The organism is Brachybacterium halotolerans, assembly GCF_016623465.1.
Taxonomy (GTDB): domain Bacteria; phylum Actinomycetota; class Actinomycetes; order Actinomycetales; family Dermabacteraceae; genus Brachybacterium; species Brachybacterium halotolerans.
In genome coordinates, this window is the sequence record NZ_JAEDAJ010000002.1 from 48,067 (window position 1) to 69,383 (window position 21,317).

At 70.5% G+C, this 21,317-nt stretch carries 18 protein-coding genes; 10 read left to right on the top strand and 8 right to left on the bottom strand.

Annotated features, from left to right (window positions below):
* Positions 1 to 78: 78 nt before the first annotated feature.
* From I8D64_RS04475 to I8D64_RS04485, 3 genes are all read left to right on the top strand, one after another.
* Positions 79 to 600 carry a GNAT family N-acetyltransferase gene (locus I8D64_RS04475; protein WP_228359599.1) on the top strand — a complete coding sequence of 174 codons (522 nt, stop codon included), beginning with the start codon at positions 79 to 81 and terminating at the stop codon, positions 598 to 600.
* Between the two features lie 116 nt (positions 601 to 716).
* Positions 717 to 1,574 carry an aldo/keto reductase gene (locus I8D64_RS04480; RefSeq protein WP_200501321.1) on the top strand — a complete coding sequence of 286 codons (858 nt, stop codon included), beginning with the start codon at positions 717 to 719 and terminating at the stop codon, positions 1,572 to 1,574.
* Positions 1,571 to 2,341: a Sir2 family NAD-dependent protein deacetylase gene (locus I8D64_RS04485; RefSeq protein WP_200501322.1), complete on the top strand. Its 771-nt coding sequence runs from the start codon at positions 1,571 to 1,573 to the stop codon at positions 2,339 to 2,341. Before I8D64_RS04480 ends, I8D64_RS04485 begins: the two co-directional genes overlap by 4 nt.
* Positions 2,342 to 2,379: 38 nt before the next feature.
* Here the strand turns inward: I8D64_RS04485 and epsC are convergent, their stop codons facing one another.
* Positions 2,380 to 3,042 carry a serine O-acetyltransferase EpsC gene (epsC, locus tag I8D64_RS04490; RefSeq protein ID WP_200501323.1) on the bottom strand — a complete coding sequence of 221 codons (663 nt, stop codon included), beginning with the start codon at positions 3,040 to 3,042 and terminating at the stop codon, positions 2,380 to 2,382.
* 7 nt (positions 3,043 to 3,049) lie between these two features.
* Complete coding sequence (gene cysK / locus I8D64_RS04495; RefSeq protein ID WP_200501324.1) at positions 3,050 to 3,979, bottom strand: cysteine synthase A; 930 nt, start codon at positions 3,977 to 3,979, stop codon at positions 3,050 to 3,052.
* 152 nt (positions 3,980 to 4,131) lie between these two features.
* Here cysK and I8D64_RS04500 point away from each other — a divergent pair, with 152 nt between their 5' ends.
* Positions 4,132 to 5,763 carry a DUF5129 domain-containing protein gene (locus I8D64_RS04500; RefSeq protein ID WP_200501325.1) on the top strand — a complete coding sequence of 544 codons (1,632 nt, stop codon included), beginning with the start codon at positions 4,132 to 4,134 and terminating at the stop codon, positions 5,761 to 5,763.
* 22 nt (positions 5,764 to 5,785) lie between these two features.
* Here I8D64_RS04500 and trpS read toward each other — a convergent pair whose 3' ends face one another.
* A complete protein-coding gene (gene trpS / locus I8D64_RS04505) occupies positions 5,786 to 6,847 on the bottom strand; it encodes a tryptophan--tRNA ligase (protein WP_200501678.1) in 1,062 nt (353 codons plus the stop codon).
* Between the two features lie 268 nt (positions 6,848 to 7,115).
* Here trpS and I8D64_RS04510 point away from each other — a divergent pair, with 268 nt between their 5' ends.
* The 6 genes from I8D64_RS04510 (at position 7,116) to I8D64_RS04535 (ending at position 14,027) form a co-directional block, all read left to right on the top strand.
* A complete protein-coding gene (locus tag I8D64_RS04510) occupies positions 7,116 to 8,375 on the top strand; it encodes a carboxylate--amine ligase (protein WP_200501326.1) in 1,260 nt (419 codons plus the stop codon).
* A gap of 90 nt (positions 8,376 to 8,465) precedes the next feature.
* The gene (locus I8D64_RS04515) at positions 8,466 to 9,743 is read left to right on the top strand and encodes a carboxylate--amine ligase (protein WP_200501327.1); all 1,278 of its coding nucleotides are present in this window, start codon (positions 8,466 to 8,468) and stop codon (positions 9,741 to 9,743) included.
* Between the two features lie 118 nt (positions 9,744 to 9,861).
* A complete protein-coding gene (locus I8D64_RS04520; RefSeq protein WP_200501328.1) occupies positions 9,862 to 10,344 on the top strand; it encodes a YbhB/YbcL family Raf kinase inhibitor-like protein in 483 nt (160 codons plus the stop codon).
* A gap of 377 nt (positions 10,345 to 10,721) precedes the next feature.
* Positions 10,722 to 12,113 (top strand): glycosyltransferase, encoded by a 1,392-nt coding sequence (locus tag I8D64_RS04525; RefSeq protein WP_200501329.1) that lies wholly within the window; start codon positions 10,722 to 10,724, stop codon positions 12,111 to 12,113.
* 7 nt (positions 12,114 to 12,120) lie between these two features.
* Positions 12,121 to 12,918: a TVP38/TMEM64 family protein gene (locus tag I8D64_RS04530; protein WP_200501330.1), complete on the top strand. Its 798-nt coding sequence runs from the start codon at positions 12,121 to 12,123 to the stop codon at positions 12,916 to 12,918.
* On the top strand, positions 12,915 to 14,027 hold the full coding sequence (locus I8D64_RS04535) for a glycosyltransferase family 4 protein (RefSeq protein WP_343068432.1): 1,113 nt from the start codon (positions 12,915 to 12,917) through the stop codon (positions 14,025 to 14,027). The genes I8D64_RS04530 and I8D64_RS04535 overlap by 4 nt, the downstream gene beginning before the upstream one ends.
* A gap of 73 nt (positions 14,028 to 14,100) precedes the next feature.
* Here I8D64_RS04535 and I8D64_RS04540 read toward each other — a convergent pair whose 3' ends face one another.
* The 5 genes from I8D64_RS04540 to I8D64_RS04560 all read right to left on the bottom strand — a co-directional run bounded on the left by I8D64_RS04540 (position 14,101) and on the right by I8D64_RS04560 (position 20,798).
* Positions 14,101 to 14,574: a heat shock protein transcriptional repressor HspR gene (locus I8D64_RS04540; RefSeq protein WP_200501331.1), complete on the bottom strand. Its 474-nt coding sequence runs from the start codon at positions 14,572 to 14,574 to the stop codon at positions 14,101 to 14,103.
* A 157-nt stretch (positions 14,575 to 14,731) separates the two neighbouring features.
* On the bottom strand, positions 14,732 to 15,751 hold the full coding sequence (locus tag I8D64_RS04545; RefSeq protein WP_200501332.1) for a DnaJ C-terminal domain-containing protein: 1,020 nt from the start codon (positions 15,749 to 15,751) through the stop codon (positions 14,732 to 14,734).
* 238 nt (positions 15,752 to 15,989) lie between these two features.
* Entirely contained in the window at positions 15,990 to 16,667 is a 678-nt protein-coding gene (locus I8D64_RS04550; protein ID WP_200501333.1) for a nucleotide exchange factor GrpE, read from the bottom strand.
* Positions 16,667 to 18,538, bottom strand: a complete 1,872-nt coding sequence (gene dnaK, locus I8D64_RS04555; protein ID WP_200501334.1) for a molecular chaperone DnaK — start codon at positions 18,536 to 18,538, stop codon at positions 16,667 to 16,669. The genes I8D64_RS04550 and dnaK overlap by 1 nt, the downstream gene beginning before the upstream one ends.
* Before the next feature lie 406 nt (positions 18,539 to 18,944).
* Entirely contained in the window at positions 18,945 to 20,798 is a 1,854-nt protein-coding gene (locus I8D64_RS04560) for a hypothetical protein (RefSeq protein WP_200501335.1), read from the bottom strand.
* Between the last annotated feature and the right edge of the window lie 519 nt (positions 20,799 to 21,317).

Here is a 21,317-nt window from a genome sequence, read left to right on the forward strand (position 1 = left end):
GGGCGGGACGGGTAGGCTGGCACGGTGACTCGGGAAGGTACGTGGGAATGGCCGATCACGATCCGCGGGCAGCGTGTCGTGATCCGCGCCCCGCACGACGGAGACCGGTCGGAGATGATCCGGCTGATGACCGATCCGATCACCCGCGAGTACCTCGGAGGGTCCGTCGACTACGCGTCCCGCCAGGCCCTCGAGCTGTCCCCGCTGGGGCTAAGCTGGGGGCACTGGGTGATCGACCGGGCCGACGACGAGGACCGCATGATCGGGTCCATCACCCTGGACTACGACCGCGGTGAGCTCGAGCTCTCCTATGCGCTGCTGCCCGAGGCCACCGGCCAGGGCCTGGCGGCGGCCTCGTGCCGCCAGCTGCTCGCCTGGGCGCAGGAGAACCTCGAGGACGACCACGTCATCGCCGTCACGCAGACCCGCAACAAGCGCAGCGTGTCCCTGCTGCAGCGCCTGGGCTTCACGGTGCGCCGCGGGCTCGAGGAGTTCGGCTCCCAGCAGCTGATGATGGAGCGCTCCCTGGAGACCGCCCTTCCCAGCGCCGAGGAGATCGCCGCCTTCGTTCCGCCCCACGCCCCCGCATCCTGGCGCTGAGGCCCCGGGCCTCCCCGCCGTCCGCAGCCCGCAGCTCCGCACAGCACCCGCTCCACAGCACGTCACAGCACTGCACGACCCACCGACCCACCGACCCACCGACCCAGGAGGTCCCCATGAGCACGTCGTCCGCAGCAGCCGCCCCCTCGGCCCCCACCCGCACCCTCGCCGACGGGACCGAGATCCCGCTCATCGGCTTCGGCACCTCCTCGACCAAGGGCGTCGAGGGAGCCGAGTCCATCGCCGCGGCCCTGCGCGGCGGCTACCGGCTCATCGACACCGCCGCCCAGTACGGCAACGAGGCGGCCGTGGGCGAGGGCCTGCGCACGAGCGGCCTCGCTTCGACCGACGTCTTCATCACCACGAAGGTCGCCGGCGGCGACCAGGGCCGCGAGGCCGCTCGCGGCGGGGTGCTCGAGTCCCTGCGCCGTCTGGGCCTGGACAGCGTCGACCTCGTCCTCATCCACTGGCCGAACCCCTCCCGCGGCCTGGCCCTGGACACCTGGCGCACCCTGCTGGACCTGCGCTCCGAGGGCCTGATCCGGCACGCGGGCGTCTCGAACTTCCGTCCCGATCAGCTGCAGGAGCTCTTCGACGCGACCGGCGAGTGGCCCGAGGTCAACCAGATCCAGCTCTCCCCCGCCCTCCAGCGCCGCGACGCCGTCGCCTTCCACGACGAGCACGGCATCGTCACCGAGGCCTGGGGACCGCTCGGCGGCCGCGAGGGACTCGGCGAGCAGTTCGCTATCCGGAAGGTGGCCGACAAGCACGGCGTCGCCGTCGCGCAGATCGCCCTGCGCTGGGCCGTCGACCAGGGCATCGTCGTGATCCCGAAGTCCGCGAACCCCGAGCGCCAGCGCACCAACCTCGACCTGGGCGCCGTCGCGCTGGACGACGAGGACCGCGCCCTGCTCGCCACGCTGGACCTGGGCGAGGACGCCGCCTGGGACTCGAGGACCCACGAGGAGTGGTGACCCCCCGGTTCCGTCCGGACCCCTCGCAGCGGCTCGTCGTCCTCACGGGGGCGGGGCTCAGCGCACGCACCGGGGTCGGCACCTTCCGCGGACCCGACGGGCTCTGGGCGCTCTCGCCCGACCTCGAGAGCGCCATGCACGCCGATGCCCTGCCCGGATCCCTGCCTGCGCTGTGGCGCGTGTGGGGCGGGATGACGAAGGTCGCGGCGGATCACGGTCCGACGCCCGGCCACTACGCGATCGCCCGCATGGGCGCACCCGTGATCACCCAGAACGTGGACGGCCTGCACCAGGCGGCGGGGTCCCGCGACGTGAGCGAGCTGCACGGCCGTGCGTACGCGGCAGTCTGCATCGACCCCGACTGCACGTGGGAGGCCCCGCTGACGCCGGGCGGGGGTGATCGCGCCGAGGACCACGGCGCGCCTTCCCTCTGTCCCGTGTGCGGGAGCCCGACCCGCCCCGACGTCGTGCTGTTCGACGAGATGCTCCCCGAGGCCGCGCTCTCGCGCGCGCAGGCCCTGGCGATCTCGGCCGACGTGTTCGCGGTGGTCGGCACCAGCGGCACCGTGTTCCCGGCCGCCGCGCTCGCCCCGCTCTCGCGCGAGCACGGCGCGACCACGGTGCTCATCGACATCGATCCTCCGCGGGACCCGTTCGTGCGGGCCGCCTTCGATCATGTGATCGCCGAGGACGCCCACCAGGTGCTCCCCGATTGGGAGCGGCATCGCGACGGCGCGACGAACCCCTTCCTCGACCCCTTCGGCTGAGCGCGACCGCTGGTCAGGACCGTGAGCGGGGCCGCGGGTCAGATCCAGATGGCGGGGTCGACGAGCTCCTCGGGATGGGCGCGCTCACGGCGCACCCGCGCGGGGACCCCGACGGCGGTCGCATGCGCGGGGACGTCGGCCACGACCACCGCGTTGGCGCCGACCTGCGCCTCGTCGCCGATCGCGACCGGGCCGAGGACGCGGGCGCCCGCCCCGATGACGACGCCGTCGCCCACGGTGGGGTGGCGCTTCGTGCGCTCCATGGAGCGGCCGCCCAGGGTCGCACCGTGGTAGAGCATCACGTCATCGCCCACCTCGGCGGTCTCCCCGATGACCACGCCCATGCCGTGGTCGATGAAGAAGCGCCGCCCGATGTGCGCGCCGGGATGGATCTCGACCCCGGTGACCGACCGGGTGGCCTGGGCGAGCAGCAGTGCGGGCAGTCGCCCGGCCCGCCCGGCGCCCCAGAGGCGGTGGGCGAGTCGGTGCGACCAGATCGCGTGCAGACCCGGGGAGGTCAGCAGCACCTGCAGGTCGGAGGTCGACGCGGGATCGCGGTGGCGCGCCGCGGTGACGTCCTCGCGGACGGCCGCGAGCGCGCCGCGCAGGTCCGCGGCACCGGATCGTCCGTCCAGCGACGCGGCGGTCCCGCGCACGAGCCCACCGCGTCGGCCGCTGCGGGCGCGGGAGAGGAGGCCCATGCGGACCTCAGTCCATGTACTCGGCGTACAGCGGGGTCGTGAGGTAGCGCTCGCCGAAGGAGGGCACGACCACGACGATCCGCTTGCCCGCGAGCTCCGGGCGCGAACCCACGCGCACGGCGGCCTCGATCGCGGCGCCCGAGGAGATGCCCACGAGCAGGCCCTCGCTGCGGGCGATCGAGCGGGCACGCTCCATGGCGGTCTCCGCGTCGATGTCGATGACCTCGTCGTACACGTCGGTGTCCAGCAGCGCGGGCACGAAGTTCGCGCCGAGGCCCTGGATCTTGTGGGGCCCGGGCTGGCCGCCGTTGAGGATCGGGGACTCGGCGGGCTCGACGGCGACGATCCGCACGCCGGGCTTCCGCTCCTTGAGGACCTGGCCGACGCCCGTGATGGTACCGCCGGTGCCGATGCCGGCGACGAGGACGTCGATCTCGCCGTCGGTGTCCTCCCAGATCTCCTCCGCGGTGGTGGTGCGGTGGATCTCGGCGTTGGCCTGGTTCTCGAACTGCTTGACCTGGACGCCGCCGGTCTCCTCCGCGACCTCCTGCGCCTTCTCCACGGCGCCCTTCATGCCCTTGGAGGCCTCGGTGAGCACGAGCTCGGCGCCGAAGGCGCGCAGCAGGGCGCGCCGCTCCTTGGACATGGACTCGGGCATGGTGAGGACGACCCGGTACCCGCGCGAGGTGCCGATCATGGCCAGGGCGATGCCGGTGTTGCCGCTCGTGGCCTCGACGATCGTGCCGCCCTCCTGGAGCTGGCCGGAGCGCTCGGCCGCGTCGATCATGGCCACGCCGATGCGGTCCTTGACGGAGGCGGCGGGGTTGTAGAACTCGAGCTTCGCGACGACGTCGGCGACGACCTCGTCGCCCAGGTGGTTCAGGCGCACGAGCGGAGTGCGGCCGACGAGCTCGGAGACGTTCTCGAAGATGGGCATGCGTGTTCCCTTCCGTCCGGGGCGGCGATTCCGGCGCACCGGCCACCACCCAAAGGTCTGCTTAAGGCGAGTATAAGGGCGCTCCCTGCGCAGGTGCAGGGACCGACGATCGGCGGATCCGCCGTGCGCTCGGCGCTCCGTAGCGTGGAGCCATGGACCCGCATCCCCAGGCCCCGACCGCTCCCCCGGCTCCTCCCACGCCCCGGGCGACGACCCGCGCCCTGGCACCGTCGACCCACGTGCGGAGCCTCGTCCTCGTGCTCGTCGGCGCTCTCGCGCTGCTGGCGCTGCTCGCTCCCCTGCTGGCCCCGGGCGCGCTCGCCGCTCCCCCGGGCTCCGTCGAGATCGACGACGCGCAGGGAATCATCGATGATCCGGATGCTCTCGAGGGCCGACTCCAGGACATCGACCTCCGCGAGGCCGCCGCTCCCGTCGACCTCAAGGTGGTCACCCTCGACATCTCCGGGCACGACGCCGACCCGTCGGCCGATACCGGGCTGAACGACGCGGTGCTGCACTTCGCGAGGTCCGAGCACCCCGACTGGATCGACGGGGAGAAGTGGGCCGACGGCGTCGTGATCCTCGCGATCGACCCGGACAACCGGAAGGTCGGGACGTACGCCGGGGAGGACGTCAAGCTCTCCGACGGCGACTTCGAGGACGTGCAGGACGCGATGAAGGACGACGCCTCCGACGGGGCGTGGGCGGATGCCTTCGACGCGGGCGCCCAGAAGTACGCCGACCTGTTGGGACGCCCCTGGTGGCGGAGTCCGGGCGCGATCATCGGCGCCTTCATCGCGCTCGTCGCCCTCGGCGCCGGGGCCGTGGCCGCGCTCGCCCGCGGGGCCGGCAGCCGCCGCCGGGTCCGCACCGCCCGCGAGCGCTTCGACAACGTGCGCGCGAAGCGGCAGGAGACCGATCAGGCCGCCTCCCGGATCCCGCGCGACTCCTCCTACGGGGCGACGATCCTCGCCGACGTCGAGGACTATCGCCGCGCTGTCGACGAGGCGGAGACCACCTCCTCCGCACTGCCTGCCCGCCCGGGACCGCTGTGGGGCATCGGCCCGGCGTCGGCGCGCCGGGCGAAGGAGTTCGCGACGTCGGTCGAGGTCGCCGATCGCGCCGACGACACCATCATCGGCGCGGCCCGGCTCCTCGGCCGCTCGGGAGACTTCCGGAGCGCATGGGAGGAGGAGCGGCGCCCGCTCGACGAGTCGCTGGCCGCGGTCGAGCAGACGATCGCGGAGGTCCTCGACCCCGCCGACGCTGACACCGAATTCGACTCCGACTCCGACACTCCCGGGGAGCAGGGCGCCACGACGGACTCCGACGCGGCCGCCGGCCTGCGGTCCACGGCCCGGCAGGTCTCGAGCGACCTCGAGGAGGTCTCCACCGCCTACCTCGACGGCGGCATCAGCCCGGACGACGCGCTGGAGAGGCTCGACGAGCTCACCGAGCGGCTGTCCGCGGCGAGCGAGCGCCTGCGCGACGAGGCCATCGGAGTGCGCACACAGGACGAGGACGAGGCGAAGGTGATGCGGGACGCCGAGCCCGAGCACTTCACCAGCGACTTCCCGACCTCGGTGCGCGGCCGGCAGTTCGCCCGCCACCCGCAGGACTACGTCTCGGGATACTCGCTGAGCCCCGTGCTGTGGACGGGCGCCTGGTACGGCGGCGCCACGACGGCGCTGGACACGCACCGCAATCCGCCGGCGTCCTCCGGGAGCACGAGCGGGTACTCGGGCGGCGGCTTCTCGGGAGCCGGCAGCTCGAGCAGCTTCTGAACCGTGGCCGTCGGGCGACGGGTCAGTAGACCATCCCCATGACCTCACGCACGTGGGCGAGGGTCTCGTCGGCCGCGGCGTTCGCGCGCTCGTTGCCCGCGCGCAGCACCGAGAAGAGGTAGCCGGGGTCCTTCTCGAGCTCGGCACGGCGCTCGCGCAGGGGCGCCAGGTGCTCGTTGAGGACCTCGGCGGTCATCACCTTGAGGGTGCCCGCGCCCTTGTCGCCGATCTCGGCGGCGATCTCCTCGGGGCTGCGCCCCGTGGACAGCGAGGCGATGGTCAGCAGGTTCGCGACCTCGGGACGGTTCTCGGGATCGAAGGTGATCTCCCGCTCGGAGTCGGTCTTGGCCTTCTTGATCTTCTTCGCGGTCTCCTCGGGGCTCATGCGCAGCATGACCGTGTTGCCCAGGGACTTGCTCATCTTGTGGCTGCCATCGAGCCCCAGGATCGTGGGCGCCTCGGAGAGCAGCGCGTCGGGCTCGGGGAAGTACTGCTCCCCGCCCGCGTAGCGCTCGTTGAAGCGGCGGGCGACCACACGGGTCTGCTCGATGTGGGGCAGCTGGTCCTTGCCCACGGGCACCAGGTTGCCGTGGCAGAACAGGATGTCCGCCGCCTGGTGGACGGGGTAGGTGAGCATGAGCCCGCCCATCGCCGACTTGCCGGCGGCGGCGAGCTCGGCCTTCACGGTGGGGTTGCGCTCGAGCTCGGGCTGGGTGACGAGCGAGAGGAACGGCAGCATCAGCTGGTTCAGCGCGGGCACCGCGGAGTGCGTGAAGATCGTGGCCTGCTCCGGATCGATGCCCGCGGCCAGGTAGTCGGTGATCAGCTCGCGCACCGAGCCCCGGATGTCGCCGAGCACCTCGCGGTCGGTGATGACCTGGTAGTCCGCGACGATCAGCCAGGTCTCCACGCCCGCCTGCTGCAGCCGCACCCGGTTGCGCAGGGAGCCGAAGTAGTGGCCGATGTGCAGCGCGCCCGTGGGGCGGTCCCCGGTGAGCATCCGCAGCCCGCTGGGGTTCGTGCGGATCTTCTCCCACAGCGCGTCGCTGCGGGTCTGCGCGCGGCGGTAGCTGGCGTCGCTGATGCCGGCGGCGTCGGAGTTCTCGGGGGTCTGGGCCGTCTCGGTGGTCTCGGTGGTCACCGATCCATGCTATCGGCCCGAGGCGCCGGTCCCGACGTCGGCCCCAGGCCGCCCACGAGGCCCGGGTGCTCATCGCCTCCCACGAGGACGACGCGACCGGCCTGCGAGCGCTGCCCGCGGACACGACCCTGTGGCCGCGCACCGCCGGCGCACGCTGAGATCCGTGTCCCACCTGGGAGAGAACGCGTGAGCGCCCGGTAGGATCCCACGCATGCCTTCGTCCCCCCCGACGGCCGATCCGGGCTTCGACGTCGTCGTGCTCGGAGCGGGTCTGAACACCCTGAACCTCACGATCGCGTTCCATCAGGAGTACGGGATCGTGTCCACACTCGTGTGCCGCGTGCCCGTGGCGATGAACGAGCGCACCGTGACCGCGCGCAGCATCGTGCTGGGCGCGGACGCGAGCGACGAGGAGATGCGCGACGTGCTCGTCGAGCTCGCGCAGCAGCGTCCTGCGGGTCGTCCCGCACTGCTGCTGTGCAACGCCGACTCGCTGGTCGCCTTCATCGACGCCCACCGGGCCGATCTCGAGGAGCACTACCTGCTCTCCCAGGTCGACGCCGCGCAGCTCGAGCACCTCGCCGACAAGGCCGAGTTCCAGGAGATCTGCGAGGGTCTGGGCATCGCGACCCCGCCCACGAAGGTCGTGGACTTCGCACGGGCCCGCGACGCGGACTGGGACGGAGAGGACCCGCTGCCCTGGGCCTATCCCTGCGTGGGCAAGGCCGCGAACACCGCCGAGTACGGCCGGGTGTCCTTCCCCGGCAAGCGCAAGGTGTTCTTCCTCGAGAGCGAGGAGCAGCGTCTGCGCCTGGTGCGCAGCCTGCGCGACGCGGGCTTCACGGGCCGCTTCCTGTTCCAGGACCTGGTCCCGGGCGACGACACCGCGCAGCGCTCGATCACCGCCTACCGCTCGAGCCGCGGACGCGTCACCCTGCTGTGCGCCGCACAGGTGCTGCTGGGCGAGCACACGCCGGAAGCCCTGGGCCGTCCGGCCGCGATGATCACGGGCGCCCACCCGCAGCTCGTCGAGGCCGCGTCGCGCTTCCTGGACGCGGTGGACTACGTCGGCTTCGCGAACTTCGACGTGAAGGTCGATCCGCGCACCGGCGAGCAGTGCTTCTTCGAGATCAACCCGCGGATCGGGCGCAACAACTACTACGTGACCGCCGCCGGGGAGTCCGTCGCCCGGCACATCGTCGAGGACCTCGTGCACGGGGAGGACATCGACCAGGTCGTGGTGACCCGTCCGGTGCTCTACACGATCCTGCCGGTGCGGCTCGTGCTGCGCTACGTGCGCGATGCGCATCTGCGGGCGCGCGTGAAGGACGTCGCCCGCACCGCTCTCGCGAATCCCTTCCTGTACCGTCCGGAAGGGGCCTGGATGAAGGCGTACGCGCGCACCTCCGGCCTCAACTTCGTGCGCAAGTACCTGCGCGTGTACCCGCGCCCGACCGACACCGGGTTCTGACGGGCCCGATCCCGTCGGCCCGTCGGCCCTCCATCCCGTCACCCGTTCGGCCCGTCGGCCGTCCCGCTGCCCGTCCGAAGGAGATCACCCATGGCGCCCGCCTCCTCGCGCTCCCGCGGCCCCGTCGAGCCTCGCGACGACTTCGACCTGGTGATGCTGGGCGGGGACATCGGCGTGTACGCCCTGGCCCGCGCCTTCCACGAGCAGTACGGGACGATCTCGCACGTCATCACGCGCAGCGTCTCGGGGCCGATCGCGGACTCGCGGATCCTGGTGGCCGAGGAGCTCGGCGCGAGCGCCACCGAGGACGACCTCGCTGCCGCCCTGCTGCGCCACGGCCGGGAGCGCTCCGCGCAGCGCCCGGGCGTCCCGGCGATCGCGCTCGCGAACGCCGACTGGCTGATCGCACTGCTCAGCGCCCACCGCGAGGAGCTCGAGGAGTTCTTCGTGCTGCCGGTGCTGGACGAGAAGACCCTCCGCGACGTCTCCGACAAGGCGACCTTCTCCGAGATCTGCACGACGCTCGGCGTGAGCACGCCGGAGACCGTGGTCGTGGACTTCACCGGCGAGGGGCCGACGGAGATCCCGGAGCTCCCGTTCGCCTTCCCCGTGGTCGCCAAGCCCGCCCGCTCCTCCGCCTACACGCATGTGGAGTTCACGGGGAAGAAGAAGGTCTACCACCTCACCGAGCCCGCCGAGCTCACGGACCTCGTGCACCGGCTCGACGAGGCGGGCTTCGCCGACCGCTTCGTGGTCCAGGAGATGGTCCCGGGCGACGACACCGCCATGCGCTCGATCACCGCCTACGTCGACCAGGCGGGCCGGGTGACCCTGCTCGGCGGCGCGCACGTGCTGCTCGAGGAGCACACCCCCGGCGCCCTCGGGAACCCAGCGGCGATGTTCACGGCCGACCCGGGCGAGATCGCCGCGCAGGCCGTCGCGTTCCTCGAGCACACCGGCTACCGCGGCTACGCGAACTTCGACGTGAAGGTCGACCCGCGCACGGGTGTCGCGAAGTTCTTCGAGGTCAACCCGCGCATCGGGCGGAACAACTACTACATGACCGCGGCCGGGGCGAACGTGGCGCGCGCGGTCGTCCGCGACGTCGTCGACCACGAGCGGATCGAGCGGATCGTCCCGGACGACGAGATCCTCTACTCGATCGTCCCCCGCCCCCTGCTCATGCGCTACGTGACCGAGCCCGGGCTGCGGGCCCGCGTGCGCCGCATCGCCCGCCACCGCACGGTGCACCCGCTGGCCTACGCCACCGAGGGCGCGCGCCGCCGCGCCTACATCGCCATCGCGATGGCCAACCAGGTCAAGAAGTTCCTCACGCACTACCCGCGCCCCTCCTCCAGCGGATTCTGATCCGGGGCCGACGAGCCCCGGGAACGGCACAGGAGGGACGCGCCGACGAGCTCCGGTCGATCACTGCGCCAGCCGGGGATCCTGTCGTCACCGGGCGAGCGTCCCGTAGCCTGGGAGCATGACCGACACCACGTTCTCCGTCACCTCGCAGGCCACTCCCGACGACTCCGTGGTCGCCGCCGCGCAGCTCGCCCCCGAGCTCGGCGGCACCTCGACCTCCCCGGATCTCACCTGGACCGGAGCGCCCGAGGGCACCCGGAGCTTCGCCGTCACCTGCTACGACCCTGACGCGCCGACGGGCTCGGGCTTCTGGCACTGGATCGCCTGGGACATCCCCGCCTCGGCCACCTCGCTGGACCTCGGTGTGCCCCGCGAGAGCGCCGATCTGGAGCAGGCGGCCAACGACTTCGGACGCATCGGCTACGACGGCCCCAACCCGCCCGCCGGTCCTCCGCACCGCTACGTGTTCTCCGTGCACGCGCTGCCCGTGGAGACCCTGGGCGCCGATCCGTCGGACCCCCACGTGGGCGCGCGCTTCGCGATCTTCACCCAGCAGCTCGCAAGCGCCGATCTCACCGCCACCTACCAGGTCAGCGAGTGATCACCGCCTGAACCGGTCACCGAGTGCGCGCCGGAGCGGGCACCGGAGGTGGGGAAAGCCCGACATGGGCCCCACCAGGTGGCGGGATGGGAAGGGGCGCCGCGGGTGCGCAGACCCGGAGCATGACTCCTCGACATCCCTCCGCCGCCCCGACCCGCTCCCCGTCATCAGGCCTTCCCCGGCGTGTCCCCCGCCGCACCCTCGACTCGCGGCTCCGGGACGCTATGGTCGGGACCATGCAGCGCTCACGTTCGTGCGAAGGGGGAGGCCAGGGCCGAGTGCCCGGGTCCGCCTCCGGCGCAGGATCATCCCTGGGGTGGACGCGGAGTGGACCTCCGACTGATGGGTCGGCCCCGTCTCCGGCGGAGGATGGCACCATGACACTGCTCGAGAGGTCCTCGTCCGCGCGGCACGCCGTGCGATCCGAGCGCCCGCTGAAGGTGCTGCTGACCACTGACTGGTGGGAACCCGCGGTCAACGGGGTCGTCGCCTCGGTGACCACGCTGCGTCGGCAGCTCGAAGCCCTGGGCTGCGACGTGCGGGTGCTGACCCTCGCACCCGGCCTGCGCTCCTCGTGCGAGGGCAAGGTCTATCGCCTCGGCTCGGTCTCGGCCTCGCTGTTCTACGCGAGCGCCCGCATCGGCACCATCCACCAGCGACGCATCCTCGGCGCGATCAAGCGCTGGCACCCGGACGTGGTCCACTCGAACTGCGAGTTCACCACCCATGTGTGGGCCCGCCGCATCGCCCGTGACCTCGACGTGCCCCTCGTGCACACGTACCACACGATCTACGAGGACTACACGCACTACTACTCCCCCAGCCGCACCATGGGCCGCAAGGCCGTCGCGGAGTTCTCCCGCCGGCTGCTGGAGCGGACCGACGCGGTCATCGCCCCCACCGAGAAGGTCGCGCACCTCCTCGAGGGCTACCGGGTGAGCCGACCCGTGCACGTGATCCCGACGGGCCTGGACCTCGGGCGCTTCCGTCCCGCCCAGTCCTCCGCCGAGGCGGCCGACTCCGCCGCCCTGCGCGCCTCCCTGGGGATCGGCGCCCGCCAGAAGGTGCTGCTGAGCGTCTCGCGCCTGGCCAAGGAGAAGAACCTCGACCAGGTCATCCGCGACGTGGCCGCCGCCGAGCGCGAGGACGCGGTCCTCGTGCTCGTGGGCGACGGCCCCTACCGCGAGCACCTCGAGCACCTGGTCGCCGACCTCGGCATGGAGAGGTCCGTGCGCTTCGCCGGCGCGATCGACCCGCACGAGGTCCCGCGCTGGTACCGGATGGCCGACCTGTTCGTCTCCGCGTCCCGCTCGGAGACCCAGGGCCTCACCTACATCGAGGCCCTCGCCTGCGGGCTCCCGCTGCTGTGCCGCCGCGACGACTCGGTCGCCGGCGTGCTCGTGGCCGGCGAGACCGGCTATGCCGTGGAGGACTCCGCGGAGTTCTGCGCCCGCCTCACCTCGCTGCTGGACGACGAGATCGGCATCGAGAGGATGTCGCACCGCGCCCTCCAGCATGCGCGCCGCACCTGCGGCGCGGAGGCCTTCGGCGCGAGGGTCCTCGAGGTCTACCGCACGATGCACATCGAGCGCAGCCGTGGGGCGGCCCCATCGGCGGTCTCGGCGGCGTCGTCCTCGGCCACCGGCCTCGCGCCCGGCTTCGGCGCGCACCTCGCCGAGGCACCCTCGGGAGTCCCGGCCGCCGCGGTCCCGACACCGGCCGCCCAGGGCGGTCCGCACGGCGCCCCCTCGCGCCTCCTGAACGCCTGAGGCGACCATGAGCACCACGATCCCGGGGCGCACCGCGCGCTCCGCCCGCCCCGCGCGCCCTGCCGTCGTCGGACGTCCTGCCGTCCTCGCCCGCCCCGCGGCCGGCCCGTCGGCCGGACCCTCGGCCGGACCGTCGGCCCGCACCGACTCATCGACCCCTTCGGCTCCGCCCGCCGGGACCGCCCCCGTCACCGCCTCCGGCGACGCGCCCACCAACTCCCGCCGCGATCCGCTGCGGATGGCGGTGCGCCTCGCGCCCCTGCTGGGACTGCTCGCCTGCGCGGGCGCCGTGATCTGGGGCCTGCGCGCCGGCGTCCTGGACTCCCAGGAGCACCTGCAGTCCTTCATCGACTCCCTCGGCGCGTTCGGACCCGTGGTCCTGGTGCTGCTGAGCGGGGCGAGCGTCGTCTTCCCGATCATCCCCGGCGGGATCCTCGTGCTCGCGGCGCCCGTGCTGTTCGGGCCCCTCGAGGGCACGCTGCTGAGCTACCTCGCCGTGTGCGCGGGCTCCTTCGCGAACTTCGCGATCGCCCGCCACGTGGGACTCGGACTCATCGAGCGCGCGTTCAGCGAGAGCACGGTCGAGAAGTACCTGGGGTGGACCCGCAGGCCCCGCTTCACGACCCTCTTCGCGGCCGCGATCGCCCTGCCCGTCGCGCCGGACGACCTGCTGTGCTACCTCGCGGGCACGACCCGCATGCGCTGGCGCACGTTCGCGCTGATCATCCTCGCGTGCAAGCCCTGGGCGCTGATCGCGTACGGGCTGGGCGTGAGCGCCCTGCTGATGAAGGTGGTGCCCTGGTGAACGGCGACGAGACGACACCCGCACGTCTGCGCGTGCTGATCCCCAAGGGTCTCGCGGCCCTCGCGGGCCAGTCCGGGATCGGCGAGGCCATCCGTCATCAGCGCCGTGCGGTCGAGGCCCTGGGGCACGAGGTCGTCACCTCGCCCTTCGCGGACTACGACGTCGCGCACCTGAACACCCCCTTCCCGGACACCCCGCTGCTGGCTGCGCTCTCGCACCTGCGCGGACGCCCGGTGATGATGTGGGCGCATTCGACCGAGGAGGACTTCCGGGACTCGTTCACGGGCGCGAACCGGATCGCCCCCTGGTTCCGGCGCTGGATCGCGTGGATCTACCGCCGCGGGGACGCGGTCGTCACGCCCACGCAGTACGCGTGCACCCTGATCTCCCGGCCCCGCTACAAGATCTCCCGGCGCATCCATGTGCTCTCGAACGGGGTCGACACCGGCTTCTTCGCGCGCCGCGACGGAGACCGCGAGGCGCTGCGCGACCGTCTGGGACTCGCGCCCGAGGCGCCGGTGGTGATGAGCGTGGGCATCCAGATGGTGCGCAAGGGGATCCTCGAATGGGTGGAGCTCGCCCGGTCGATGCCCGAGGTCACCTTCGTCTGGTACGGCCGCACCGACCCGCGTCTGATCACGAAGGACGTCGCGGCCGCGGTCGCCTCCGCCCCTGCCAACACCCGCTTCCCGGGGTATGTCACCCCGGACGTGCTGCGCGAGGCCTACGCCGGGTGCGACGCCTTCTGCTTCCTCACCAAGGAGGAGACCGAGGGGATCGTGCTGCTGGAGGCCCTCGCCTGCCGCGCCCCCGTGCTGCTCTCGGACATCCCGATCTACGAGGACTGGCTGCCGGACGGCGAGGTCGTCCACAAGGTGCCCGTGCCCGCCTCGAGCGCCGTGAGCGGCGGCTCGGACCAGGCGCTGCGCGCACGGCGCAGCGGTGCGCAGAAGATCGCGGAGCGTCTGCGACTGCTGCTCGACGGGGAGCTCGCGGACCTCTCCGCGGCGGGACGCGCCGCCGCCGAGGCGGTGGACATGCAGGAGGTCGCCGCCCAGCTGCAGGTCATCTACGACCGGGAGGGCGTCAGCCCGCGTCGTCCCCGCTGAGAGCGGCCGACGGGCCCACTCCGGGCGACGGGCCGGGCCCGGCCGACGGGCCGATGGGTCCGGCGCGGGCCGCTCAGCGCCCTCCGCCGGGCCTCCAGAGCACGACGGCCCCGCTGTCGGGCCGGGCAGGACGCTGGCCGCGGCGCAGGGTGCTCACGCGCCCCGCGCTGTCGGCCGCGAAGACACGCCCGGAGTTCTCGCCCCCGCCACTGCTGCGGGCGCCGGAGGCGCGTCCGCCCATCGCGGCGATCGCCTCGCGCACGGAGCCGAGCTGGGACTGCAGCTGCGTGACCTCGTCCTGCAGCTCGAGGATCCGCTTGATGCCCGCGAGGTTGATGCCCTCCTCCTGGGAGAGGCGCTGGACCTCGCGGAGCTGTGCGACGTCGCGCGCGCTGTAGCGGCGGCCGCGGCCGGAGGTGCGCTGCGGGGAGACCAGACCGAGCCTGTCGTACTGGCGCAGGGTCTGCGGGTGCATGCCCGCGAGCTCGGCCGCGACGGAGATGACGAACACGGGTGCCCGCTCGTCGATCTGCTGGAACGGGGGCATCGCCCTCGCCTCCTCTCGTCCTGCGGTCGAGCTCTGGCCGTGCACCGGGTCGTGCGGCCGGCCCGTCGCGGTCGGCCGGGGACGGCCGGCCCGTCGCGGTCGGCTGGGGACGGCCGGCCCGGCGCGCTCGGCGTCCGGGCCGGATCCGCCGCGGCCGTCAGCGGCGGGCGGCCTCGGCGAGGCCGGCGCGCGGGTTCTCGTCCCCGAGGGCGTCGCGCAGGGCCTCGACGGCCTCGCGCGCCGACTCGTCGAGGTGCTCGGGGACGGCCACCTCGATCTTCACACGCAGGTCTCCCGTGCGCTTGGACGTCTTCAGTCCCTTGCCCTTGGCGCGCAGAGTGCGGCCAGACGGCGTGCCCGCGGGGACCTTCATCCTCACATGGCCGCCCTCGAACAGGGGGACCTCGATCGTGGTGCCGAGCGCCGCCTCGTCGAAGCGGACGGGCACGGTGATGTGCAGGTCCGCGCCGTCGGCGGACCACACGGGATCGGAACCGACGTCGAGGGTGAGGATCAGGTCGCCGGCGGGGCCGCCGTTCTGACCGGGCTGACCCTTGCCGCGCAGACGGATCTTCTGCCCGTCGTGCACGCCGGCGGGGATGCGGGTGGTGACGCTGCGCCCGCCCACATCGAGCTTCGCCTCGGTGCCCAGCGCCGCGTCGCGGAAGCTGAGCGTGAGGTGGGCGCGCAGATCCTCGCCCTTGGTCTGCGTGGCGTAGCCGCCGCGGCCGAAGCCCGCGCCGCCGCCGGGCGCGCCGCCGAAGCTCGCGCCTCCGCCACCGCCGCCGAACATGCGCAGCAGGTCGTCCATGTCGATGTTCTGCCCGCCCGTGCTGTAGGCGGTGCGGCCTCCGCCGCCGCCTCCGAACATCGAGCCGAACATGTCCTCGAACCCGCCGCCGCCTCCGCCGCCGGATCCGGGGGCGAAGCGCGCGCCGCCCGCGCCCATGGCGCGGATCGCGTCGTACTGCTCGCGCTGCTCGTCGTCGCTGAGGACGGAGTAGGCCTCCCCGACCTCCTTGAAGCGGTCCTCGGCGGAGGGGTCATCGGGGTGGCGGTCGGGATGGAGGTCCCGCGCCTTCTTGCGGTATGCCTTCTTGATCTCCTGCGCGCTCGCGTCCTTCGAGACGCCGAGGACCGCGTAGAAGTCCTTCTCGAGCCAGTCCTGCTGGGACATTCGTGCGCCTCCTTTCGGGGAGCGTCGGTCTGCTGTGGATCGGTGGTGGTCTCGGTGCGGCGAGGGGTGCCGCTGAGTCCATGGTGCACGGCCCGGCTGCGGGCCGCGGAAGTCTGTGGTGCCGATGGTCCCTCATGGCAGGCGGGCCGGTGCGGAACTGATCCGCACCGGCCCGCCGCGCCGACGGGGTCGGCGTGCGATCGGACCGGCGGGAGCGCCCTCGATCATCGCGTGGGAATCACTGCGGGCCCACGGTGCCCACGCGGGCGGGGCGCAGCACGCGTTCGCCCGCCCGGTAGCCGGGCTGCATGACGAGCTTGATCCGCGTGGTGTCCGCCTCCGGGGACTCCTCGTGCATGAGGGCCTCGTGCAGGCTCGGATCGAACTCGTCGCCCGCCTCGCCGTACCGCTCGAGGCCCTGCGCGCGCAGGGTGTCCTCGAGCTTCGCGGCGATCGAGTGGAACGGGGTGCCCTCGGCGATGTCGCCGTGCTGGCGACCCAGCTCGATGTCGTCCAGGACGCTGATCAGGCTGGCCAGGACGCGGGAGGAGGCGGCCTGCTTGTCGGCCGCCGCCGTCGCCTCGATCCGTCGCCGGGAGTTGACGTACTCGGCCTGGGAGCGCTTGAGCTCCTCGAACAGGTCCGCCACCTGCGACTCGAGCTCCGCGATCCGGGCGCTCTCGCCGGAGGCCTCCCCCGCGGGGTCGCCCTCCTGCTGCGCCTGCTCGTAGAGCGCCGCCGCCTCGGCGTCCAGGGGGTCGCCCCCCTGATCGTCGGCCGTCGGGCCCGACGGGCGGACGCTGCCGTCCGCCGGGTCCACCCTGCGCTTGTCGGTGAAGGAGAACCCGGCCTCTGCCGCGTCACCCTCGGGACCGCGCGGGTCCTGGGGATCGGGCGTCTGCTGGTTCTCGGTCATCACTTCTTCTCCTCGTCCTCGTCGTCCACGATCTCGGCGTCGACCACGTCGTCGTCATCCGACGCCGCACCGGCGTCCGCGTTCGGGGCGCCCTCGGCGCCCGCGGCGCCGTCCTCGCCCTGCTGCGAGTAGATCGCCGTGCCGACGGCCTGCAGGGCCTCGTTGAGAGCATCCCGCTTGGCCTCGAGGTCGCTCGTGGAGGCGTCCTCGTTCGCGAGCAGGTCCTTGCCCTCCTTGATGGCGTCCTCGGCCTTGGTGCGGTCGGACTCGGAGATCTTGTCCTCGTTGTCCTTCAGCAGCTTCTCGCCCTGGTAGACGAGCTGCTCGAGGGTGTTGCGGGCGTCGGAGTTCTTCCGGCGCTCCTCGTCCTCGGCGGCGTGGGCCTCGGCGTCCTTGACCATGCGGTCGATGTCGTCCTCGGAGAGGGCGGACCCGCCGGTGATCTGGATGGACTGCTCGTTGCCGGTGCCGCGGTCCTTGGCGCTGACGTGCACGATGCCGTTGGAGTCGATGTCGAAGGTGACCTCGATCTGCGGGATGCCGCGCGGGGCCGGCGCGATGCCGGTCAGCTCGAAGGTGCCCAGGAGCTTGTTGTCCCGGGTGAACTGGCGCTCGCCCTGGAAGACCTGGATGGCGACCGACGGCTGGTTGTCCTCGGCGGTGGAGAAGATCTCCGATGCCTTGGTCGGGATGGCCGCGTTGCGCTCGATGAGCTTGGTCATGCGCCCGCCCTTGGTCTCGATGCCGAGGCTCAGCGGGGTGACGTCCATGAGCAGGACGTCCTTGCGGTCGCCGGTGAGGACGGCGGCCTGCAGGGCGGCGCCCACGGCGACGACCTCATCGGGGTTCACGCCCTTGTTCGGCTCCTTGCCGGTCAGGGACTTCACGAGCTCCGAGACGGCCGGCATACGGGTCGAGCCGCCGACGAGGACCACGTGGTCGATGTCGGAGACGGAGATCCCGGCGTCCTTGATGACCTGGTGGAAGGGGGCCTTCGTGCGCTCGAGGAGGTCCTGCGTCATCTCCTCGAAGTGCGAGCGGGTCAGCTTCTCGTCCAGGTGCAGCGGGCCGTTCTCGGTCATCGAGAGGTACTGCAGCGAGATGTTCGTCGACGTCGAGGAGGAGAGCTCCTTCTTCGCCTGCTCCGCGGCCTCCTTGAGGCGCTGCAGGGCGATGCGGTCCTTGCTCAGGTCCACGCCGTCCTTGGACTTCACCTGCTGGATCAGCCAGTCGACGATCTTCTGGTCCCAGTCGTCGCCGCCCAGGCGGTTGTCGCCAGCGGTGGCCTCGACCTGGATGGCCGAGCCGTCCTCGTCCTTGCTGACCTGCAGCAGGGAGACGTCGAAGGTGCCGCCGCCGAGGTCGAAGACGAGGATCTCCTCGTCGTCCTTGCCCTTCTCCAGCCCGTAGGCGAGAGCGGCCGCGGTGGGCTCGTTGATGATGCGCAGGACGTTCAGGCCCGCGATCTGGCCGGCGTCCTTGGTCGCCTGGCGCTCGGAGTCGTTGAAGTACGCGGGGACGGTGACGACGGCGTCCGTGACGGGCTCGCCGAGGTACGCCTCCGCATCGCGCTTGAGCTTGCCCAGGATGCGGGCCGAGATCTCCTGCGCGGTGTACTTCTTGTCATCGATGTCCGTGCTCCAGTCGGTGCCCATGTGGCGCTTGACCGAAGAGATGGTGCGGTCCACGTTGGTGACCGCCTGGCGCTTGGCGACCTCGCCCACGAGGACCTCTCCCTGCTTGGAGAAGGCCACGACGGACGGGGTGGTGCGCATGCCCTCCGCGTTCGCGATCACGGTGGGCTGTCCGCCCTCGATGACCGCGACGCAGGAGTTGGTGGTTCCGAGGTCGATTCCGACGACACGGGACATGGGTTCCTGCCTTTCTGCGACGCACGGTCGCAACGGGTTCGTGCACCGCCGGCGATGCCGACGGGAAGCGCTGAGTCGTACGCACTCAAGTAGAGATCCGCTCCGCAGGGCTGTCAAACCCCGCCTCATCAACCTTGAGCACACTGGACTCAACTACGGGAACCTGCCGTTCATTCCCCTGTGGGCGAGAAGTGGTCCAGTTCACGGATGCGGGGTCCGGCGTGAGCGCCACCGGCCTACCGGGGACAGTGGCGCTACCCGGAGCTGTTCCGTGCCGCAACAGAAGACCGGACCCCGATTTACGGGACCTGATCATGCACCAGACCCGGCCCAAGCAGGACTCCGGCGCCCGGAAGGACATGGACCGGTGAGCGAGCGAGCGTCAAAGCCAGACAATTTGTGCAATCTACTTGCGGACCGTCACAGCTTCGAATGCGGGCAAAGTAGGCGCCGAGCCATTCGTCCACCTGGTCAGCGTCAGCTCGAGCTGGAGAAAGCCTGCGGGACTCGGGGTGCGGGTGAGCTCAAATATTCGCTTGACCACGCTGGCGATCTCCGGAGCCGCATGGGCGGCAGCCAGACTGTTCACTTTTCGCAACGCAGGAATTAGAGAGAAGTCGCCCCCTTTCAGCAAGAACAGGCCAACGGACCCGGCTGCATATTTTAGATCGCTAATTGTCAAGAGCGAGTTCCCGTTAACCGTGCACTTGTCGCGGAACTCAATTACCGCCATCAGGTCGTCCACGGGAGCATTCGCTGCTTCTCGGGTACCCTCGAAGATATCGAACGCCGCAAATGGAACGACCAAGGTTGTCACCGCCCCAGGAACACGCACGGATACTTTTGATATGGTATCCGGAACGTGTTGCGCGAAAGCTAGAGCCAGAGCGAATACGTCGTCCCGGTCGATCGTGAGAGTGAAGTCCCACGATGTTGGGCTCTCGCTCGCCTCAACAACTGTGGAGTCCCCGCTCTCAAGCCATAGGGTTGCCAGCCGGAAGGCTGTCAGGTTCATGTATGAGGCGTCGTCTTCTTTCAACGGCACTTCGATACCCAACCGAGCCAAGTCATTCATCAAAGACCAGTTCATCGCAAGTACCGATTCCACAAAACCGAAGATGCGATCAATGACTCCCGCCCGCGATATCGTCTCTTGATATGACCGCAGTCGGAAGATGACGTGATCCCCCTCAAAAATGAAGCTGTTGCCATGTTGAGAGGCGTTGCGGAGGGAGGCCCCGTCATCCTGGAGCAGGAAAGCCGTCTGGTCCTGGCGAGTAAGACTACGCGCCAGCGCCGTCGCGTCGTCTTGGATGAGCTTTGTGTACGGTTGCGACTTGATGCCGGCCACCAGGTTGTACCAGGCAAGGATTGGGCTAGCGACGTCCTCGTAGATCTCGCCGTAGAACTTAATGATCCGCCGCATCAGCGCCTGTTCATCCTTGACGCGCGAAAGGGCGGCCTCGAACCCTTCCAAGGCTTCGTAGACGAGGCGTGAACTGGTGGCCAGCCCTTCCAATGCACCCGACTGCGATGCCACTTCGGAAATCTGAGAGCTTTCTTGACACAGTCGACTCGCCTCTCCGAGCACATGGTGAAAGCGCTTTGGGTCGAAATGGACAGACCCCAGTGCGTCCAGGATAAGAAATTGCGCCCCCTGGCCGGGTTGCGCAAGAACACCGGTCAGCCGCGCGGCTTCCTGAGCGCCTAGCCGGTCCAAATCGAGCAAATCGAGCCCAGGATACGATGAGGCCAGGGCATTGAGAGAACGCTCGAAAAGGTTAGGGATCGAGTGGTCTTCGTAAGCCCGCACGGACTCAAGGAGAGTGTAATACTTCCCCAGCTCCTCCGTAGCCACGTCAATAAGATTCTGCCCCTGACTGGCGAGGCGCTGAGCCTCGTCCAACGCTGGCGCTTGCAACGCCCGGGAATACGTCGGCCACAGTTCCAAGAAATGCTCAATTACCTTGGCAACAACCTCGTGCTGAGCAATGGACGGTCGGAGGCGAGGGTGATTTGAGCACCTACGCTCCATTCCCTGGAGCAGTCGTTCAGCTTCCACCATTCGTGCGACGGATTCGCTGGACGCTGAGTCAGCGATTAGGCCACTGAGCGCGTCAGCAAAATTATCGAGGTAGTTCCCCAACTCTTCGCATGTCGGAAGCCCGCCCTCGTCTTGCTCCGTCACCACGGATTGATCAGCCAAACCCTCTTGGACTCGCCTCGTTGCAGTACGGCGTTGCACGACGAAGGCGTTCACCTCACCCGGGCGAGGTTTCAGTTTGCATTCAGCGCAAGTCTGACCCAGGACGCGCCTTGCCCCGCAGCGGAAACAATCCATTACCTGAAAGCTCATCGCCTTTCGAGGCTTTCTTCGCATTCCCATGTGGCCCGCTCCCTCACTTACATTTTGTCACGCTTGGGGCTGCAGACAGTTTGGCGCGAGACACCCTAGCGAACTTCCGATTTTTCTTCGGTAGACCCAGCTGGATCATAGCTTCAGATTCCGGGGGCGGCGTCACGAACCTCCGAAGTGGCCTGCACGGAGCCGCCAGAGTGGCTCTAACCCTGAAGGGCGAACCCGAACTAGATACACCCGCTTGTGACCTGGACGCGTACAGGTACGCCTCGCAGGCCGTCCAAGACTTCACGGCCGTTGGTTTGACCGGTGACGGGACGCTGCAATGAGCGCCCTTGGTCCGCCTCCTCTCCCCGAAGCGGCGCGCTGACCGGCACGGCCGACGCAGGACCTCCGCAGCGTTCCATCTCGGAACTCGAT

What these genes read in the sequence shown, in the direction of transcription:
- I8D64_RS04510 (WP_200501326.1), top strand. Translation starts at nt 7,116, where the DNA reads ATGCCTTCGTCCCCCCCGACGGCCGATCCGGGCTTCGACGTCGTCGTG.
- I8D64_RS04500 (WP_200501325.1), top strand. Translation starts at nt 4,132, where the DNA reads ATGGACCCGCATCCCCAGGCCCCGACCGCTCCCCCGGCTCCTCCCACG.
- cysK (WP_200501324.1), bottom strand. Translation starts at nt 3,979, where the DNA reads ATGCCCATCTTCGAGAACGTCTCCGAGCTCGTCGGCCGCACTCCGCTC.
- I8D64_RS04515 (WP_200501327.1), top strand. Translation starts at nt 8,466, where the DNA reads ATGGCGCCCGCCTCCTCGCGCTCCCGCGGCCCCGTCGAGCCTCGCGAC.
- I8D64_RS04545 (WP_200501332.1), bottom strand. Translation starts at nt 15,751, where the DNA reads ATGTCCCAGCAGGACTGGCTCGAGAAGGACTTCTACGCGGTCCTCGGC.
- I8D64_RS04550 (WP_200501333.1), bottom strand. Translation starts at nt 16,667, where the DNA reads ATGACCGAGAACCAGCAGACGCCCGATCCCCAGGACCCGCGCGGTCCC.
- dnaK (WP_200501334.1), bottom strand. Translation starts at nt 18,538, where the DNA reads ATGTCCCGTGTCGTCGGAATCGACCTCGGAACCACCAACTCCTGCGTC.
- I8D64_RS04525 (WP_200501329.1), top strand. Translation starts at nt 10,722, where the DNA reads ATGACACTGCTCGAGAGGTCCTCGTCCGCGCGGCACGCCGTGCGATCC.
- I8D64_RS04530 (WP_200501330.1), top strand. Translation starts at nt 12,121, where the DNA reads ATGAGCACCACGATCCCGGGGCGCACCGCGCGCTCCGCCCGCCCCGCG.
- I8D64_RS04520 (WP_200501328.1), top strand. Translation starts at nt 9,862, where the DNA reads ATGACCGACACCACGTTCTCCGTCACCTCGCAGGCCACTCCCGACGAC.
- I8D64_RS04480 (WP_200501321.1), top strand. Translation starts at nt 717, where the DNA reads ATGAGCACGTCGTCCGCAGCAGCCGCCCCCTCGGCCCCCACCCGCACC.
- epsC (WP_200501323.1), bottom strand. Translation starts at nt 3,042, where the DNA reads ATGGGCCTCCTCTCCCGCGCCCGCAGCGGCCGACGCGGTGGGCTCGTG.
- I8D64_RS04540 (WP_200501331.1), bottom strand. Translation starts at nt 14,574, where the DNA reads ATGCCCCCGTTCCAGCAGATCGACGAGCGGGCACCCGTGTTCGTCATC.